The sequence below is a fragment of the Arthrobacter wenxiniae genome, assembly GCF_013376105.1.
Lineage (GTDB): Bacteria > Actinomycetota > Actinomycetes > Actinomycetales > Micrococcaceae > Specibacter > Specibacter wenxiniae.
Genome location: NZ_JAAMFM010000013.1, coordinates 1 through 17,391 on the forward strand (window position 1 = coordinate 1; position 17,391 = coordinate 17,391).

At 70.1% G+C, this 17,391-nt stretch carries 15 protein-coding genes and 1 tRNA gene; 1 reads left to right on the forward strand and 15 read right to left on the reverse strand.

From position 1 onward, the window contains the following. Nucleotides 1–43: 43 nt before the first annotated feature. The 8 genes from G6034_RS10095 to G6034_RS10130 form a co-directional block, all read right to left on the reverse strand. A tRNA-Met gene (locus G6034_RS10095) sits at nt 44–120 on the reverse strand. A 344-nt stretch (nt 121–464) separates the two neighbouring features. Next, nucleotides 465–1,241 (reverse strand): enoyl-CoA hydratase, encoded by a 777-nt coding sequence (locus tag G6034_RS10100; RefSeq protein WP_176634989.1) that lies wholly within the window; start codon nt 1,239–1,241, stop codon nt 465–467. Nucleotides 1,242–1,281: 40 nt separating this feature from the next. Continuing rightward, nucleotides 1,282–2,229, reverse strand: coding sequence for a 3-hydroxyisobutyrate dehydrogenase (gene mmsB, locus G6034_RS10105; protein WP_176634990.1), 948 nt, complete (start codon nt 2,227–2,229; stop codon nt 1,282–1,284). Beyond that, the gene (locus G6034_RS10110) at nt 2,226–3,293 is read right to left on the reverse strand and encodes an enoyl-CoA hydratase/isomerase family protein (RefSeq protein ID WP_246295626.1); all 1,068 of its coding nucleotides are present in this window, start codon (nt 3,291–3,293) and stop codon (nt 2,226–2,228) included. Before G6034_RS10110 ends, mmsB begins: the two co-directional genes overlap by 4 nt. A 33-nt stretch (nt 3,294–3,326) precedes the next feature. Continuing rightward, nucleotides 3,327–4,463: an acyl-CoA dehydrogenase family protein gene (locus G6034_RS10115; protein WP_176634992.1), complete on the reverse strand. Its 1,137-nt coding sequence runs from the start codon at nt 4,461–4,463 to the stop codon at nt 3,327–3,329. A gap of 81 nt (nt 4,464–4,544) precedes the next feature. After that, nucleotides 4,545–5,471 carry a cytochrome b/b6 domain-containing protein gene (locus G6034_RS10120; protein ID WP_176634993.1) on the reverse strand — a complete coding sequence of 309 codons (927 nt, stop codon included), beginning with the start codon at nt 5,469–5,471 and terminating at the stop codon, nt 4,545–4,547. Nucleotides 5,472–5,594: 123 nt separating this feature from the next. Continuing rightward, the gene (locus tag G6034_RS10125; protein ID WP_176634994.1) at nt 5,595–6,566 is read right to left on the reverse strand and encodes an electron transfer flavoprotein subunit alpha/FixB family protein; all 972 of its coding nucleotides are present in this window, start codon (nt 6,564–6,566) and stop codon (nt 5,595–5,597) included. A gap of 12 nt (nt 6,567–6,578) precedes the next feature. Next, nucleotides 6,579–7,346 carry an electron transfer flavoprotein subunit beta/FixA family protein gene (locus tag G6034_RS10130; RefSeq protein ID WP_176634995.1) on the reverse strand — a complete coding sequence of 256 codons (768 nt, stop codon included), beginning with the start codon at nt 7,344–7,346 and terminating at the stop codon, nt 6,579–6,581. Between the two features lie 136 nt (nt 7,347–7,482). Here G6034_RS10130 and G6034_RS10135 point away from each other — a divergent pair, with 136 nt between their 5' ends. After that, nucleotides 7,483–8,019, forward strand: coding sequence for a MarR family transcriptional regulator (locus G6034_RS10135; protein WP_176634996.1), 537 nt, complete (start codon nt 7,483–7,485; stop codon nt 8,017–8,019). On the opposite strand, the gene G6034_RS10140 is transcribed toward G6034_RS10135, so the two are convergent. From G6034_RS10140 to G6034_RS10170, 7 genes are all read right to left on the reverse strand, one after another. Next, nucleotides 7,985–9,061 (reverse strand): MBL fold metallo-hydrolase, encoded by a 1,077-nt coding sequence (locus G6034_RS10140; protein WP_176634997.1) that lies wholly within the window; start codon nt 9,059–9,061, stop codon nt 7,985–7,987. The genes G6034_RS10135 and G6034_RS10140 overlap by 35 nt on opposite strands. Then, nucleotides 9,058–10,176: a CoA transferase gene (locus tag G6034_RS10145; protein WP_176634998.1), complete on the reverse strand. Its 1,119-nt coding sequence runs from the start codon at nt 10,174–10,176 to the stop codon at nt 9,058–9,060. The genes G6034_RS10140 and G6034_RS10145 overlap by 4 nt, the downstream gene beginning before the upstream one ends. 9 nt (nt 10,177–10,185) lie before the next feature. Then, a complete protein-coding gene (locus G6034_RS10150) occupies nt 10,186–11,736 on the reverse strand; it encodes a long-chain-fatty-acid--CoA ligase (protein WP_176634999.1) in 1,551 nt (516 codons plus the stop codon). A gap of 127 nt (nt 11,737–11,863) precedes the next feature. Beyond that, nucleotides 11,864–12,751 carry a crotonase/enoyl-CoA hydratase family protein gene (locus G6034_RS10155; protein WP_176635000.1) on the reverse strand — a complete coding sequence of 296 codons (888 nt, stop codon included), beginning with the start codon at nt 12,749–12,751 and terminating at the stop codon, nt 11,864–11,866. Beyond that, entirely contained in the window at nt 12,751–14,919 is a 2,169-nt protein-coding gene (locus tag G6034_RS10160; protein WP_176635001.1) for a 3-hydroxyacyl-CoA dehydrogenase NAD-binding domain-containing protein, read from the reverse strand. Before G6034_RS10160 ends, G6034_RS10155 begins: the two co-directional genes overlap by 1 nt. A 4-nt stretch (nt 14,920–14,923) precedes the next feature. Beyond that, on the reverse strand, nt 14,924–16,147 hold the full coding sequence (locus tag G6034_RS10165) for an acetyl-CoA C-acetyltransferase (protein ID WP_176635002.1): 1,224 nt from the start codon (nt 16,145–16,147) through the stop codon (nt 14,924–14,926). A gap of 43 nt (nt 16,148–16,190) precedes the next feature. Continuing rightward, nucleotides 16,191–17,348 carry an acyl-CoA dehydrogenase family protein gene (locus G6034_RS10170; protein ID WP_176635003.1) on the reverse strand — a complete coding sequence of 386 codons (1,158 nt, stop codon included), beginning with the start codon at nt 17,346–17,348 and terminating at the stop codon, nt 16,191–16,193. Nucleotides 17,349–17,391: the final 43 nt, after the last annotated feature.

Below are 17,391 nucleotides of genomic sequence, written 5' to 3' on the forward strand. Positions count from 1 at the left end.
AACGGAAAGCCCCCGGCCAGTTGGCCGGGGGCTTTCCTCATCATGGTTGCGGGGACAGGATTTGAACCTGTGACCTCCGGGTTATGAGCCCGGCGAGCTACCGAACTGCTCCACCCCGCGTTGCGTCCTCAACAGTACATGCGCCAGGGCCAAATCACCAACTCGGGGGTGGGGAGCCGCTGGGGAAACATGCGGCCACCTGCAGCGCTCGGGCAACGAAGGGCAGCTCGAGCACCTGGGCTGGGTGAGGGTCTCGACGCGCTCGCAGGGCTCGCTGCTCGACCACCGGGGTGAGGGTCTCGACGCGCTCGCAGGGCTCGCTGCTCGACCACCGGAAGGGCTCGCTGCTCGACCACCGGAAGGGCTCGCTGCTCGAGCGCCGGGGTGAGGGTCTCGACGCGCTCGCAGAGCTCGCTGCTCGACCACCGGAAGGGCTCGCAGCTCGACCACCGGGGCGGGCTCAATCACCGATGCTTGAACTCCGCGGCGCGCTTTTCGGTAAACGCCGCCATGCCTTCCTTCTGGTCCTCGGTGGCGAAGCAGGAGAAGATGAGGCGGCGTTCCAGGCGCACGCCTTCCGCCAGGGTCAGTTCGTAGGCGGCGTTGACGGCATCCTTCGCGGTCATGGCGGCGGGCAGGGACATGGAGGCGACCACGGCGGCGGTCTCCAGCGCGTCGTCGAGCAGCGAGTCCACGGGGACCACGCGGGCCACCAGCCCGGCCTGCTCGGCCTCGGCCGCGCCCATGACCCGCCCGGTCAGGACCATTTCCATGGCCTTCGCCTTTCCAACGGCGCGGGTCAGCCGTTGCGATCCGCCCATGCCGGGGATGACGCCAAGCTTGATTTCCGGCTGGCCGAACTTGGCGTTGTCCGCGGCGATGATGAAGTCGGCGATCATGGCCAGCTCGCAGCCGCCGCCCAGGGCGTGCCCGGCGACGGCGGCAATCAGCGGGGTGCGGACGCGGGCCAGGGCGTCCCAGGCGGCGAACCAGTCCAGCTGGTACATCTCCACGGCCGACTTTTCGGCCATTTCCTTGATGTCGGCGCCGGCCGCAAACGCCCGGGAGGAGCCGGTGATGACGATTGCGCCCACGCCGGGATCGGCGTCGAACGCCTGCGCGGCCGCGAGGATCTCCCGGCCCATGGCGTCGCTGAGGGCGTTGAGGGCCTCGGGCCGGTTGAGCGTGATCAGGCCAACCCGGCCACGTTGCTCGGCAAGGATCAGGGAGTATTGAGTCATGTGGATGTAGTTCCGTTCAGTTCAGGGTCCAAGGCGGGGGTCAGGAGTCGGTGTCCAGGGTGGCCAGCCCCTCGGACGCCTGCCGGATGGTGTTGATGATGCCGGAGAAGTCCGTGCCGGCGCCGCCGTCAAGGGCGAAGTGGCGGTAGATTTCCTCCGCCGCCCGGCCCAGGGAGGCGGCCGTGCCGGTGGCGTTGAGGGCCTCCACAGCCAGGCCGAGGTCCTTGGCCATGAGCGCGCCGGCAAAGCCGGGCTGGTAGTCGCGGTTGGCGGGGCTGGCGGGCACGGGCCCGGGGACGGGACAGTTGGTGGTCAGCGCCCAGCACTGCCCGGAGGCGTTCGCGGCGACGTCAAACAGCGCCTGGTGCGTGAGCCCCAGCTTTTCGCCCAGCACAAAGGCCTCGCTGACGGCGATCATGGACACGCCCAGGATCATGTTGTTGCACACCTTGGCGGCCTGCCCGGCTCCGGCCCCGCCGCAGTGCACAATCCGCTTGCCCATGACCTCGAGGATCTCCGCCGCGTCGGCAAAGTCCTCCGCGGTTCCGCCCACCATGAACGTCAGGGTGCCCGCCTCGGCGCCCATGACGCCGCCGGAGACCGGCGCGTCCAGGCTGTGGTGGCCCGCCGCCAGCGCGAGCTCGTGGGCGGTCCGGGCGTCCTCCACCGCAATGGTGGAGCACTCCAGGAACAGGGACCCCGGCTTGGCCGCGGCCAGCAGCCCGCCGCCGGGGCCCTCGCCCTCATACGCGGCAAAGACGTGCTTGCCGGCGGGCAGCATGGTGATCACCACGTCGGCCCCGGACGCCGCCTCCGCGGAGGACGAAGCGACTGCCACGCCCGCGGCCTGTGCCGCCTCCAGCGCCTCGGGGACGACGTCGAATCCCGTCACCGGGTAGCCGGCCCTGACCAGGTTGGCCGCCATGGGCCCGCCCATGTGGCCCAGGCCGATAAAACCGATTGTCCTGCGTGCTGCTTCGCTGCTCATGGCACCTTCACCGATCCGTTCCGTGCGTTTCCCAACCCGAGTTCGTCCGGGCCCAGGCTCTCAAATGTCCGCTTCACCACGTCCGCCGGCACGTCCGCCAGGGCGGCCGGCCGCCAGGCCGGGTTGCGGTCCTTGTCCACCAGCTGCGCCCTGATGCCCTCGGCAAAGTCGGGCCAGCGCAGGGCCCGCAGCGACACCCGCATGTCCTGGTCGAGCACCTCCTCCAGCGACCCGAGCACGCGCGCCCGGCGGAGGGCCTCCAGCGTGACCGTCACCGCGGTGGGCGACTTCGCCGCAATGGTGGCCGCCGCCTTCTCCGCCTCCGGGACGCCGGAGCCGGCCAGGCGCTTGACGATGGTGACGGCGTCGTCCGCGGAATAGGCGTCGTCAATCCAGGCCCGGGCCGCGAGGAGGGCGGATTCCGGCGGTTCCTGCCCGTGGCGTGCGACGGCGGAGCTGGCGTTGCGCCCGGCCAGCTCGGCTGCCAGCGTGGGCAGCAGCGAGGAATCGACAAAGTGGTCGGCCAGGCCCATGGCGACGGCGTCCGCGCCGCTGACCATGGTCCCGGTGAGCCCGGCGTGCGTGCCCAGTTCGCCCGGGGCGCGGGAGAGCAGGTACGTCCCGCCGACGTCCGGGACAAATCCGATCCCGGTCTCCGGCATGCCGATCCTCGAGCGTTCGGTGACCACGCGATGGGAGGCGTGCGCGGAAATGCCGACCCCGCCGCCCAGCACCACGCCGTCCATGAACGCGACAACGGGCTTCGGGTAGCGCTTGATACGGGCGTTGAGGTGGTATTCGTCGCGCCAGAATTGTTCGCTCTGGTTCCCGCCGGTGCGGGCGTCGTGGTAGATCGAGACGATGTCCCCGCCGGCGCACAGGCCCCGCTCACCGGCGCCCGAGATCAACACCGTTGCCACGCCGTCGTCGGTTTCCCAGGCATCCAGCGCGGCCGCCACGGCCTGGATCATGCCGTGGTTGAGGGCGTTCATGGCCTGCGGCCGGTTCAGCACGACGTGGCCAAGATGCCCGGTGCGCTGCAGCAAAACGTCGGTGTCTGTCATCTGCGCCTCCTCCATGTTCCAGTCTCCAACACCCTAGTCTTCGACCGCCAGCCGGCCCACAATCAAGCGCATGATCTCATTGCTGCCCTCCAGGATCTGGTGGACGCGCAGGTCACGGACAATCTTTTCCAGCCCGTACTCGGAGAGGTAGCCGTAGCCCCCGTGGAGCTGCAGCGCCTGGTTGGCGACATGGAATCCGGCGTCGGTGGCGACCCGCTTGGCCATGGCGCACAGCTTCACCGTGTCCGGCGCGCCGGTCTCCAGGGCTTCCGCGGCGCGCAGGAGCATGGTGCGGGCGGTTTCCAGTTCGGTGTCCATGTCCGCCAGTTCAAACAGCAGGTGCTGCTGTTTGATGAGCGGGCCGCCAAACGCCTGGCGCTCCTTCAGGTAGGCAACCGACTTGGCGAAGGCGGCACGGCCGCCGCCCAGCGAGCAGGCGCCAATGTTGACGCGGCCGCCGTTGAGCCCCTTCATGGCGATGCCGAAGCCGTCGCCCTCCTCGCCGAGGCGGTTGGTCACCGGGACGCGGACGTCCTCTAACACCACCTGCCGGGTGGGCTGCGCACGCCAGCCCATCTTTTTTTCCTCCGCGCCGAAGGACAAACCGGGCGTGCCGTCCGGGACGACGATGGCGGTGATGCCGTGGCTGCCCGTGTCCTGGGTGCGGGCCATCACGATGTACCAGGCGGAGGAACCGGCACCGGAGATGAATTGTTTTGTGCCATTGATGACGTAGTGGTCGCCGTCGCGCACGGCGCGGGTGGTGAGTGCGCCGGCGTCGGACCCCACGCCGGGTTCGGTCAGGCAGTAGCTGCCCAGCTCCGTCATGGCCGTCAGTCCGGGCAGCCAGGCGGCGCGCTGGGTGTCGTTGCCAAAGGCGTCAATCATCCATGCCACCATGTTGTGGATGGAGATGTAGGCGGCGATGGACGGGTCCGCCGCTGCCAGTTCCTCAAAGATCAGCACCGCGTCGGTGCGGGTCATGCCGGAGCCGCCGTACTCCTCCCCCACGTAAATGCCGCCCATGCCAAGAGCCCCGGCCTCGGCCAGCACGTCCACGGGAAAGTGCTTCGCCTCGTCCCATGCGGCGGCGTGCGGGGCCAGCGCCGTCGCGGCGAAGTCACGCACCATCTCTACAATGGCGTGTTGGTCTTCGGTCAGGTTTTCCATGGCGTCTCCTTTGACATTTCCGGGCAGTTGGGTGGGCCCGTCCTGGGTTCCTGCCCGGCGCGGGTGGGCCGGGCGGCCAGCTTACTTGGTGACCTTGCCGGTCAGTGAGGCGATGGGCCGCAGGAACAGGGGCCGGGCCGCGAACCACGCACCGGCGGTGAACAGCAGGGACAAGGCAAAGATGCCAAAGCCCCACCAGTTGACGGCGTCGCTGGCGCCGTACATGTGGTTGAGGTTCCGGAGGGCCCCCGTGGCCAGCACCAGTGTCACGTGGACAATGATGAACAGGACAAAGTAGACCATGACCGGAAAGTGCACCAGGCGGGCAAGTTCAACCGGGTAGAACCTGTTCAGCCGCTTGGCATTTTTGGGCCACGCGCCGGACATGCGGATGCCCGTGAGGATGGCCAGCGGCGCGGCAATGAACACCGTGGCGAAGTAGGTCAGCAGCTGCAGCGAGTTGTAGTTCACCCAGCCGTTCTCCGTGGGCCAGTTCAGGGACAGGTACTGCAGCCCGGCGGAAATGGCATTGGGGAACACGTCCCAGGTGGTGGGCACGATCCGCAGCCACTGCCCCGTGGCGAAAATGACGATGATGAAGATGAGCCCGTTGAGCACCCACAGGGCGTCCAGCGTCAGGTGGAACCAGAGGTCCAGGCTGATCTTGACGGGCGCGTTCCTTGTCCTGATCAGGCCCTTGTTGTTGCGGATCCAGTGCGCCGGCGGCCGCTTGGCGGTGCGCACCTGCCAGCCGGAGCGGATGATCAGCACAATGAAGAACATGTTCAAAAAGTGCTGCCAGCCCAACCACGCCGGAAAGCCGACGGGCGTGGTGGCCGGGAGCTCAGACTGCCCCGGGTAGCTCACCATCCACGATTTCACGCCGTCAAGGCCCGTGAACCAGCGGGCGGCCAGCACCAGGACCAGCAGGCCAAGGACAATGGCGCCGGCAACCAGGGCCGGTGTGGCCCACCTGCTCCGGGGCTGCTTCTTCGTGGGGGTCGTCATGGATCCTCATACCTCTTTCAAGAACGCTTCCGCTGCCACAGTAACCGCATTCCGGCGGTGGCTTCCAACGTCTATTTGTAACAGCTGCGCGGGCGTGGGCAGCCATCGGCCGTAACAGTCGTCTCAGCCCTGGTGCGAGCGGGCCGCCAGCGCCTCGATCAATTGCGGGACCACCGTGAAGACGTCGCCCACAATGCCGAAGTCGGCCACGTCAAAGATGGGGCTGTCCGCGTCCTTGTTGATGGCCACAATGGTCTTGGCCGTCTGCATGCCGGCCCGGTGCTGGATGGCGCCGGAGATCCCCAAGGCTATGTAAAGCTGGGGCGAGACGCTTACGCCGGTCTGGCCCACCTGGGCCGTCTGCTCCACAAAGCCGGCGTCGACGGCGGCCCGCGAGGCCCCGACCGCCGCGCCCAGGGCGTCGGCGAGCTGCTCCACGAGGGCAAAATTTTCCCGGGAGCCGAGCCCGCGCCCGCCGGAGACCACCGTCTTGGCGCCGCGCAGCTCGGGGCGGCCCGCGGCGACCGGCGCGTCATTGACGGCGTCGATGCGGGCTCCGGTTGCTGGGCCCAGCTCCACCGTCGACATCTCCGGTGCTGCGGCGGGCGCGCCGCCCTCAATGGCGCCCTGGCGGATGGTGATGACGGGCAGTCCGCCCTCCACCGCCGACTCGACGTCGTAGCTGCCGCCAAACACCGAGTGTCCGGCCACGATCCGGTCCCCGTCGACCCGGACAGCCACGGCGTCCACCAGCAGGGCCCCGCCGGTGCGCACAGCCAGGCGGGCGGCCACCTCGCGGCCGTCCACGGAGTTGGCGGCCAGCACGGCGGCGGGCGACAGCGCCTCCACCGCATGCTCCAGTGCGTCCACGGCCGGCGTGCCGAGCACCGATGCGGCGTCCGCACCCACGCCCTGGTACACCGCCGACGCGCCCAGCGCACCGAGGTGCGAGACGACGTCGTCCGCCAGAGCGGCGGGGGACGCCACCACGGCCACGGGGGTGCCGAGCGACGCGGCGGCCGCCAGCAGCCCCCGCGCCGATCCGGCCACGGCACCCTGGTGGGTCAATTCAATCAATGCAAGTATGTTCGCCATGCCCAGCCCTTCCTAGACCAAACGGTTTTCAACGAGGTAGTCGGCCAGCTGCGTGCCGGCATTGCCCTCGTCGACGATCTTTGTGCCGGCAGTGCGCGGCGGGCGCTCGCTGTGGGAGAGGATCACGGCGCGGGCCGGCGTGGCCTGCACGTCCAGCTCCGCGAGGGAGAGGGTGGCGACGGGCTTGCGCTTGGCCGTCAGGATGCCCTTGAAGTTGGGGAAGCGGGCCTCGGCGCTGCGCTCGGTGACGGTCACGACGGCGGGCAGCGCGGCGCTGACGGACAGCGTGCCGGATTCGCCCTGCCGCTCCCCGGACACCGTGCCGGGGACGATTTCCAGGGACGCGAGGGACCCGACGAGCGGCAGGCCCAGGTGCTCGGCCACCATGGCCGGCACCACGCCGCCGCGGCCGTCGGTCGACTCGTTGCCGGCCACGATGACGTCCGCGCCGGCGTCCTTGAGGGCCGCGGCCAGCACGGCGGCCGTGCGCGCCGCGTCGGCGCCGGCCAGGGAACCGTCCAGGACGTGGATGCCGGAGTCGGCCCCCATGGACAGTGCCTTGCGGATGGCCTTGGACGCCTCCTCCGGCCCCATGGCCAGCACCACCACCTCGGTGGACTTGTCGCCGTCCTTCACGCGGAGGGCAACCTCCAGGGCTCGCTCGTTGATCTCGTCAACGATGTTGTCCCCGGCGTCGCGGTTGAGCCAGCCCGTCTCCGGGTCCAGCGTGCGCTCGTCGGCCGTGTCAGGCACCTGCTTGATCAACACCACGATCTTCATGGACAGCCCCTTCGCGTAGAAAGTGTTCTGCGGCCAGATTACTAGGAACTGCTAGCATTTACTAGGTACCCCGAGTAAATTGTTTGGGAAGGGCGGTTGTACGCCCGCCACCGCCCGCCGCGAGGAAGGACACGCCATGGCCCCCGGAGCACCGCTGCCCATGGACCCCATTGCGGAAGCCAGGCGGCAGTGGATAGCCCACGGCTGGGCCGACGCGGCGGACGGCATGGCCGCGTATTCCTCCGTGATGCGCGCCCACCAGCTCATGTACAGCCGCGTGGACGCCGTCCTCAAGCCGCTGGGCCTCTCCTATGCGAGGCTGGAGCTGTTGCGGCTGCTGTCCTTCACGCGCGACGGCGCCCTGCCGATGGCCAGCGCCAGCGTCCGCCTGCAGGTCCATCCCACGAGCATCACCAATGTCGTGGACCGGCTGGAGCGGGACGGCTTTGTCCGGCGCGAGGCCCACCCGACGGACGGCCGGGCCACGCTGGTGGTGCTGACCGGCCCGGGCCGCGCCCTGGTGGAGAAGGCCACCGAGGTGCTCAATGAACAGGTGTTTGAACGGCCCGGCATCCCCGTGGGGGAGCTGCGCAGCATGACCGGCATCCTGGCCCGCTTCCGCCGCGCCGCCGGAGACTTCACCGACCCCGCGCCGCGCCCCGACCCGCTGTAGCCCCGGGGGCGCCGCGGGGGACGTCGATGTCCACGGGCACGCCCTGCGAGCGCAGGTAGACCAGGTGGCTGGCGGTTTCGGCCAGGGCCAGGCGCAGGGTGAAGCGGCGCAGCGAGCCGAAGCCGCGCGACCACGTCAGCCCGCGGGCCACGTCCCACACCGTCCGCGCGGCTCCCGCGGCCAGCAGTCCCTCGACCTCGCGGGAGCGTTCCAGGGTGTGCTTTTTCAGCTCGGCCACCCTCGCCGGCAGGCCCCGGAAGCGGTATTCGTGCGCGGGCAGCACCTCCATGTCCGCCGCGGCCGCCATGCGCTCCAGCGAGGCAAGGTAGTCCGCCACGGGGTTGTCCCGGCCGTGGGCCTCCAGCGAGACGTGCGGGGTGATGCGCGGCAGCACGTGGTCGCCGGTGAGGATGAGCCGGTTGGCGGCGTCGACCAGGCAGATGTGCCCCGGCGTGTGGCCGGGCGTGGCCAGGACCCGCACGTCCAGCCCGGCGACGGGCAGCAGCGCCCCGTCGGGCAGCCTGAGCTCCGGTTCCGCGATGCCGCGCAGCGCCGCCCATTGGTGTTCGCGAAAGGTCACGGCGTCCAGCTGCGCCGCCGGCACGCCCCAGGCCGTGAACTGGGCCAGGTCCGCCGCCACAAAGTCCCCGGTGCCGGCGGAGAACTGCGACGGCACCGGCTCGTGCTCGCCCAGCGCCATCCAGGCCCGCCCGACCGCCCGCAGCCGCGCGGCCATGCCCAGGTGGTCCGGGTGGTAGTGGGTGACCACCACGCCGGTGATGTCCGACGGCGCCGCCCCCGCCGTCCTGAGCCCTGCCTTAAGCGCTTCCCATCCTTCGTCCGAGTCCCAGCCGGGGTCCACGAGTGCGGCGCCGCCGTCCCCCGCCAGCAGGTAGGCGATGGTGTAGCGCATGGGGTTGTTCGGGAACGGCACGGGGATGGACCACACCCCGGGGCGAACCTCCTCCACGGGCGGCATGGAGCCCTCCTGCCAGGCGGCGAACTGCGCGTGGCCCGTCACAGTGGTCGTCGCAGTGGTCATGGCGTCCTCCAGGAGCTGGTGATGGCGTGGATGTCGGCGTCCGCCGGTGCTGCCGCCCCCGGCCCGGGCAGCGTGCCCGGCCCGGGGGCGCTGGCGGGGCCGGAGCGTGAGAACCGCGGGGCGGGCGCGGCCACCACGTGCCGGCCCGAGCCGGAGAGCGTGCCCCGGACGGCCAGGTGCGGCGCTTTCGCCGCTTCCGCATAGCTCAGCACGGGGGTGACGCAGGCGTCGGTGCCGTCAAAGGCGTCCGCCCATTCGTCCCGGGTGCGCGTGGCGAAGGCCGCGCCCAGCACCTCGGCCAGCGCGGGCCACTGGGAGGGGTCGTCCCGGTCCGGCAGCGCCGCCGCGGCCAGGCCCAGCCCGGCCAGCAGCACGGCATGGAACTGCGGCTCAATGGCACCCACGGCGACAAATCCGCCATCGGCGCATTGATAGGTGCGGTAGAAGGGGGCGCCGCCGTCCAGCAGGTTGCTTCCGCGCGCATCGTTCCACATCCCCACCGAGCGCAGTTCCAGGATGATCTGCGACAGGACGCTGACGCCGTCCACCATGGCCGCATCCACCACCTGGCCCAGCCCGGAGCGTTCCCGTTCCCACAGGGCGGCGAGGATCCCGGTGAGCGCAAACATGGAGCCGCCGCCGAAGTCGCCCACCAGGTTCAGGGGCGGGACGGGCTGCCCCGCCGGGCCCATCGCGTGCAGGGCCCCGGTCAGGGCAATGTAGTTGATGTCGTGCCCGGCCCGTTGTGCCAGCGGCCCGTCCTGGCCCCAGCCGGTCATGCGCGCATAGACCAGCCGGGGGTTGGCGGCCAGGCATTCCGCCGGCCCCAGCCCCAGCCGCTCGGTGGTGCCGGGGCGGAAGCCCTCGAGCAGGACGTCCGCCTGCGCCAGCAGTGCGCGCACGGAAGCCAGTTCCGAGGGCACCTTCAGGTTCGCCCGGACGGTGGTGCGGGAACGTTGGAGGTGCGTGACGACGTCGTACCCGCCCACGGGAGGGGCGGGCCCCACCACCCGCACCACCTCGGCGCCCAGGTCGGCCAGCATCATGGCGGCGTGGGGCGCCGCCCCCAGCCCGGAGAGCTCCACCACCTTCAGCCCCTGCAACGGCCCGCCCACGGAGTGGCCCTAGACCCCAGCCGCGGAGTCCGCATGCGCCGCCGCATGGCTGTCCCGCAGGTCGCGCTTGAGGATCTTGCCCGCCCCGGACATGGGCAGCGCGTCAAGGAATTCAAAGCTGCGCGGCACCTTGTACCGGGCAATGTGTTCCCCGCAGAATTCCGCCAGCTCCCCGCCCGTCGCGGCGGCGCCGGCGGCCAGCACCACCACGGCGTGGACGCGCTCGCCGAAGTTCGCGTCCGGCACCCCGATGACGGCGGAGGACGCCACGGCCGGGTGCTTGCTGAGTGCGTTTTCCACCTCTGCCGAGTACACGTTTTCACCGCCGGTGATGATCATGTCCTTGAGCCGGTCCACCACAAAGACAAATCCGTCGGCGTCCACGTAGCCGAGGTCCCCGGTGTGCAGCCAGCCCCCGCGCAGCGCCTCGGCGCTCTGTTCCGGGTTGTTCCAGTAGCCCTGCATGACGTGGGCGCCGCGGCAGCAGATCTCGCCCACCACGCCCGCCGCCGCCGGACGCCCGTCGAGGTCCAGCACGGCCACCTCGGAATGCGGCGCGGCCCGGCCACCGGAGCGCAGCCAGTCTCCGTGGTGGTCATTCGGCAGCAACAGCGTGATGACCGGCGCGGCCTCCGTCTGCCCGTAGGCCTGGACCAGGCGCAGCCGCGGCAGCAGCGCCATGGTGCGCTTGAGCACGCCCTCGGAAATGGAGGAGCCCCCGTACAGCATGCGCTGCAGGGAGGAGAGGTCGTAGCGGGCGGTGTCCGGGTGGTCCACGAGCATCTGGATCATGGTGGGCACCAGCAGGACGTCCGTGGGCCGGTGTTCCTGGATGGCGGCCATGACGGAGACGGGTTCAAAGAACGGCACCATGAGGTGCGTGCCGCCCAGGATGGTCAGACCGCTCCAGGCGGCGAGGTCGGCGAGGTGGAACATGGGCGCCGCGTGCAGCAGCGTGGCCCCTGCCTCCAGCAGCTCCCCGCTGGCCACGGTGCCCAGGCCGGAGGTGACCAGGTTCGTGTGGCTGAGCATGACGCCCTTGGGGAAGCCGGTGGTGCCGCCGGTGTAGTAGATGCCGGCGAGGTCGTCCCCCTGCCGGCGGGCGTCGTCCACCGGTTCCGTGCCGGCCACCAGGTCCTCGTAGGAAAGCATGCCTTCCGGGGCGGGGCCGTCGCCGCAGTGTATGTAGGTTTCCACCCCTGGCGCCTTGTCCCGCAGCACGTCCGCCACCGGCGCGAAGGCGTCGTCGAGCAGCAGGACCCTGGTGCCGGAATCGTTCATGGCGTAGGCCACCTCGGCGGGGCTCCAGCGGATGTTGACGGGCACCACCGCCGCCCCGGCCCACGGCACGGCCACCAGGTACTCGGCGAAGCGGTCACTGTTCAGCGACACAATGCCCACCCTGTCCCCGGCGGCCACGCCGAGCCTTTGCAGGGCCCCGGCCAGGCGCGCCACCCTGTCGGCGTGCTCAACGTAGCTGCGCCGCCTGTCCTTGTAGATGGTGGCAACGCCGTGGGGCGTGGCCTGCAGCGAGCGGTGCAGTCCTTGGGTCAGATACACGGTGACTCCTTGATCCTTGTCGACGGTCAGACAACGCAGTTTTGTGAAGCGTTTGCTTGCGCCCCATCCGGCCCGCCGGCTGCCAGCGCAGCGGGCGTCCAGCGCCGTCGGGGCCCGACGCCGGCACTCACCTTCCCTGGAACTCGGCCGGCCGGTGCTCCCCCAGCGCCGTGACGGCCTCCACCAGGTCCGCGCTGTGCAGGAACGCGGAGTTCCAGAGGGCCACGTGGCGCAGCCCGCGGGCGATCCGTTCCTCCCGGTCGTCGTTCAGCACTGCCTTCGTGCCGGCCACTGCCAGCGGCGAGTTGGCGGCCATCTCCGCGGCCATCCCCAGCGCGGCGGCCAGGAGCGCTTCCGGGTCGGGGAGGACGGCGTTGACGAGGCCGATCCTTTCCGCGCGTTCCGCGCCGATGTCCTTGCCGGTCAATGCCAGCTCTCTCAGGTGGCCCTCGGCGATGATGCCGCGCAGCCGCTGCAGGCTGCCGACGTCGGCCACGATGGCCAGCCTGGCCTCCCTGATACTGAACTGCGCGCCGGCGGAGGCCAGCCGGACGTCGGCGGCGCTGATGAGGTCCACGCCGCCGCCGATGCACCAGCCGGAGACCGCCGCGATGACGGGCTTGCGGCACGCGGCCACGGCCGTGATGCCGTCCTGGAGCCGGCCGATCAACCGCAGCAGCTCGCCGCGGGCCGCGGCCGTGGGGCCGCTTTCGGCACCGAGCCGCCCCAGCCAGGGGCCCAGGACTTCCTGCACGTCGAGCCCCACGCTGAAGTGCTTCCCGGTGCCGGTGAGGACCACTGCCCGGACGGAGGCGTCGGCGTCGAGCCCGCCGATCAGCCGGGGCAGCTCGTCCCAGAAGTCCAGGCCCATCATGTTGCCGCGCCCGGGGCCGGCCAGGCGGACCACGGCCACTCCGGGTGCGCCCGTCCTGTCCACCGTGAACGCCTTCCAGCGGTTCTCCCGCCCCGCGGCCGCCGCCCGGGCGTCCGCCGGGGATTCCGCCGGGGTCGCCATCAGTACTGCTCCCCGCGTCCGGCCTTGGCCACGAGGGATTCCGGAGGCAGGAAGCGCTCCCCGTACCGGGCGGCCAGTTCGCGGGCCCTGGCCACAAAGCCCGGCAGGCCGCCGGCGTACCCGTTCATGAACTGCACCACGCCGCCCGTCCAGCCGGGGAAGCCAATGCCCAGGATCGAGCCGACGTTGGCGTCCTCCACGCTGCGCAGCACACCCTCGTCCAGGCACTTGACGGTTTCCAGGGATTCGGCGAAGAGCATGCGCTCCTTCATGTCCTCGAAGGGGACCTGCGCCGTGCCGCCCCAGGTTTCGGCCAGGCCTTCCCAGAGCCCGGTGCGGTGGCCGTCGGCGTAGTTGTAGAACCCGGCGCCGCCCAGCCTTCCCGTGCGCTGGAACTCCCCGACCATCCGGTCCAGGAGGTCGTAGGCGGGGTGGTGCTGGTACGTCTGGGGACCGCCGTCGCGCGCCAGCCCCGCCTTGGTCTCCTGCTGGATCTTGGACATCAGGGTCAGGTTCAGCTCGTCGGCCAGCTGCAGCGGAGGGGCCGGGTAGCCGGCCTGGGCGCCGGCCTGCTCCACCGACGCGGCGGAAATGCCCTCGCCCACCATGGCGATGGCCTCGTTCAGGAAGGTGCCGATGACGCGGCTGGTGAAGAAGCCGCGGGAATCGTTGACCACAATGGGCGTCTTGCGGAGCTGCCTGGCTATGTCGAAGGCCCGGGCCAGGGTTTCATCCGAGGTGTTCTTCCCGGCGATGATTTCCAGCAGCGGCATCCTCTCCACGGGGGAGAAGAAGTGCAGGCCGATGAAGTCCGGCTGGTTCCGCACGCCCTCGGCCAGCTGGCTGATGGGCAGCGAGGAGGTGTTGGAGGCCAGGACGGCGCCGCCGGCCACCAGGCCCTCGATCTCCTGGAAGGCCTTGTGCTTCACCTCCACATTTTCAAACACGGCCTCGATCACCAGGTCCGCCCCGGCCACGTCCGCGGCGCTCCCTGTGGGGGTGATCCTGGCCAGCAGCGCCTCCGCGTCCGCCTGCGTGGACCGGCCGCGGGCCACGGCCTTTTCGGTCAGGCCGCGCGAGTAGTCCTTGCCGTGCCGGGCCGCCTCGAGGGAAACGTCCTTGAGCACCACGTCCAGGCCGGCACGGGCGCACACGTACGCGATGCCGGCGCCCATCATGCCGGCGCCGAGCACTGCCACTTTTTTGGCCGTGTGCCTGTCATGGCCGGCCGGGCGGCTGCCGCCGGCCTTGATGTGCGCCATGTCAAGGAAGAACGCCTTGATCATGTTGGTGGAGACCTGCCCGGCAACCACTTCGACGAAGTACCGGGACTCAATTTCCAGGGCGGTGTCGATGTCCACCTGGCTGCCTTCGACGGCGGCCGCCAGGATGGCCCGGGGCGCCGGGTAGTTCGCGCCCTTCAGGTCCTCGCGCAGCTTCGCCGGAAAGGACGGCAGGACAGCGGCGAGCGCCGGCGATGCGGGCGTGCCTCCGGGGATCCGGTAGCCGGGCACGTCATAGGGCTGGACGGCGTCCGGGTGGGCGGCGATCCAGGCCTTGGCGGCGGGGACCAGTTCCGCCGCGGTATCCACCACTTCGTCCACGAGCCCGATGTCCCGTGCCTCGCGCGGCTTGTACCGGCGGCCCTGCAGCAGGACCTTGGTGAGGGCGTCGGCCAGGCCCATGAGGCGCACGGTCCGCACGATGCCGCCGCCGCCGGGCAGCAGGCCCAGCGTGACCTCGGGCAGCCCGATCACGGAGCCCGGGGTGTCCGCGGCAATCCGGTGGTGGGCGGCCAGGGCAATTTCGAGCCCGCCGCCGAGGGCCGCGCCGTTGAGGGCCGCCACCACGGGCCTGCCCAGCGTTTCCAATGCGCGCAGCGGCGCCTTGATGGCCTGGCCAAGCTCAAAAACCCGCTGCGCGTCGCCGGGCCCGGCCTTGACGAGGTCGTTGAGGTCCCCGCCGGCGAAGAACGTCTTCTTGGCGGAGGTCAGGATGACGCCGGTGAGCGTGTCCTTCTCCGCCACCAGCCGCGCCACGGCGGCCTGCATGGACGCCGCGTAGGCCTCATTCATGATGTTCGCCGACTGGTCCGGATCATCCATGGTCAAGATGACGACGCCGTCGGCGTCCCGGTCCCAGCGGATGGTGCTCAAGGTGTGCGTCATTTCGTCAGACCCTCTCGATCAAGGTTGCCACGCCCATGCCGCCGCCAATGCAGAGCGTGATGACAGCCCGGTGCGCGTCGCGGCGTTCCAGCTCGTCCAGCACGGTGCCCAGGATCATGGCCCCGGTCGCGCCCAGCGGGTGGCCCATGGCGATGGCGCCGCCGTTCACGTTCAGTTTCTGCTCCGGGATGCCGAGGTCCTTTTGGAATTTCAGGACCACTGCGGCGAAGGCCTCGTTGATCTCGAAGAGGTCGATGTCCTCCACCGTCAGGCCGGCCGTCTTCAGCAGCTTTTCGGTGGCCGGGGTGGGGCCGGTGAGCATGATGGTGGGGTCGGCGCCGGAGGTGGCCGTGGCCGTGATCCGGGCGCGCGGCGACAGGCCCAGCCGCTCCCCCATCGCCGCGCTGCCCACCAGGACCAGGGCCGCGCCGTCCACGATGCCGGAGGAGTTGGCGGCGGTGTGGACGTGGTTGATGCGCTCCACGCTGTGGAACTTTTGCAGGGCTACGGCGTCAAAGCCGCCGCCAGCGCCCATGGCCGCAAACGACGGCGTGAGTGCCCCCAGGGATTCCACCGTGGACTCGGGGCGCATGTGCTCGTCATGGTCGAGCACCACCAGGCCGCTGCGGTCCCGGACCGGGACCACCGAGTTCGCGAAGCGGCCCTCCGTCCAGGCCCGGGCCGCGAGCTGCTGCGAGCGCACGGCGTAGGCGTCCACGTCGGTGCGGCTGAAGCCCTCAATGGTGGCGATGAGGTCGGCCCCGATGCCCTGGGGCACAAAGTAGGTGTCGTAGTTGGTGGCCGGGTCCATGGCCCAGGCGCCGCCGTCGGACCCGATGGGCACGCGGGACATGGACTCCACCCCGCCGGCGATGATCAACTGGTCCCAGCCGGAGAGGACCTTTTGGGCGGCGGTGTTGACGGCCTCCAGCCCCGAGGCGCAGAACCTGTTGATCTGCAGCCCCGCCACGGTGTTGGGCATGCCGGCGGCGAGCGCGGCGGTGCGGGCAATGACCGCGCCCTGGTCACCGATGGGCGAGACGACGCCGAGGATGAGGTCGTCCACCAGGTTCTCGTCCAGGCCGGGGTGGCGTTTTCGGAGCTCGTTGATCAGGCCCACCACCAGGTCCACCGGCTTGGTGCCGTGCAGCGATCCCTTCTTGCCGCGGCCGCGGGGCGTCCTGATGGCGTCGTAGACAAATGCTTCCGGTGATCCTGGTGCGCTCACAGCTGGCCAAGTCCTTTCAGTGGTTCGTTGCTAGGTCCGGGGCTTACAGGGAGCGGGCGATGAGCTCCTTCATGACCTCGTTGGCGCCCGCCAGGACGCGCAGCACCCGGTTGTCCGCGTACATGCCGGCGATCGGGTATTCCAGGCAGTAGCCGTAGCCGCCGAAGAGCTGCTGGCAGCGGTCCACCACCTCCCCGGTCCTGTCTGTGAGCCAGTACTTGGCCATGGACGCCGTGGCCGCATCCAGCCCGCCATTGACGTGCCGGGTGATGCAGTCGTCCAGGAAGACGCGGTTGACGCGCGTGATGGTGGCGCACTCGGCCAGTTCGAAGCGGGTGTTTTGCAGTTCGAAGAGCGGCTTGCCAAACGCCTCGCGTGTCTTGGTGTAGTCCAGTGCGGCGCGGACCGCGGCTTCGCTGATGGATTGTGCCAGGATGGCGGTGATGAGCCGCTCCTGGGACAGCTGGTTCATCAGCTGGAAGAAGCCCTGTCCTTCCGCGCCGCCCAGGACGTTTGCGGCGGGGATGCGCAGGTCCTCGAAGAAAAGTTCCGAGGTGTCCTGCCCCTTCAGCCCGATCTTGTCCAGGTTGCGCCCGCGGGTGAACCCGGGGGTGCCCGCGCCCACCTCCGCCACCAGCAGGGAGATGCCCCTGGCACCCTGCGTGGTGTCGGTCTTGGCGGCGATGACCACCAGGTCGCACAGCTGGCCGTTGGAGATGAAGGTCTTCGAGCCGTTCACCACGTAGTGCTCCCCCTCGCGGCGGGCCCGGGTGGTGATGGCCTGGAGGTCGGAGCCCGCGCCGGGCTCGGTCATGGCGATGGCGCCCACCCATTCGCCGCTGCACAGCTTCGGGAGCCAGCGCAGCTTCTGCTCCTCCCTGGCGTAGGCCAGCAGGTAGTGGGCCACGATCCCTTCGCTGACGGCAAAGCCCAGGCTGCCGGCACCCGCCGCGGTTTGTTCCTGCAGCAGCAGCGCCAGGTTGGCAAAGGTGCCGCCTCCGCCGCCGTACTCCTCCGGGATGCTCATGCCGCACAGTCCCAGCTCCCCGGCCCTGCGGTACAACGCACGGTCGGGGTACCCCTGCTGGCGGAATTGTTCCTCGCGCGGGGCCACCTCCCTGGCAAAGAAGTCCCTCAGCAGGTGGGCGACGTCCGCCAGGTCGTCGTCGATCCAGCTGGGGGAAACCGTGGTGGTTGACATACTGCCAATGCTGCAGAATTATTGACAGCGTGTCAATAGCCTG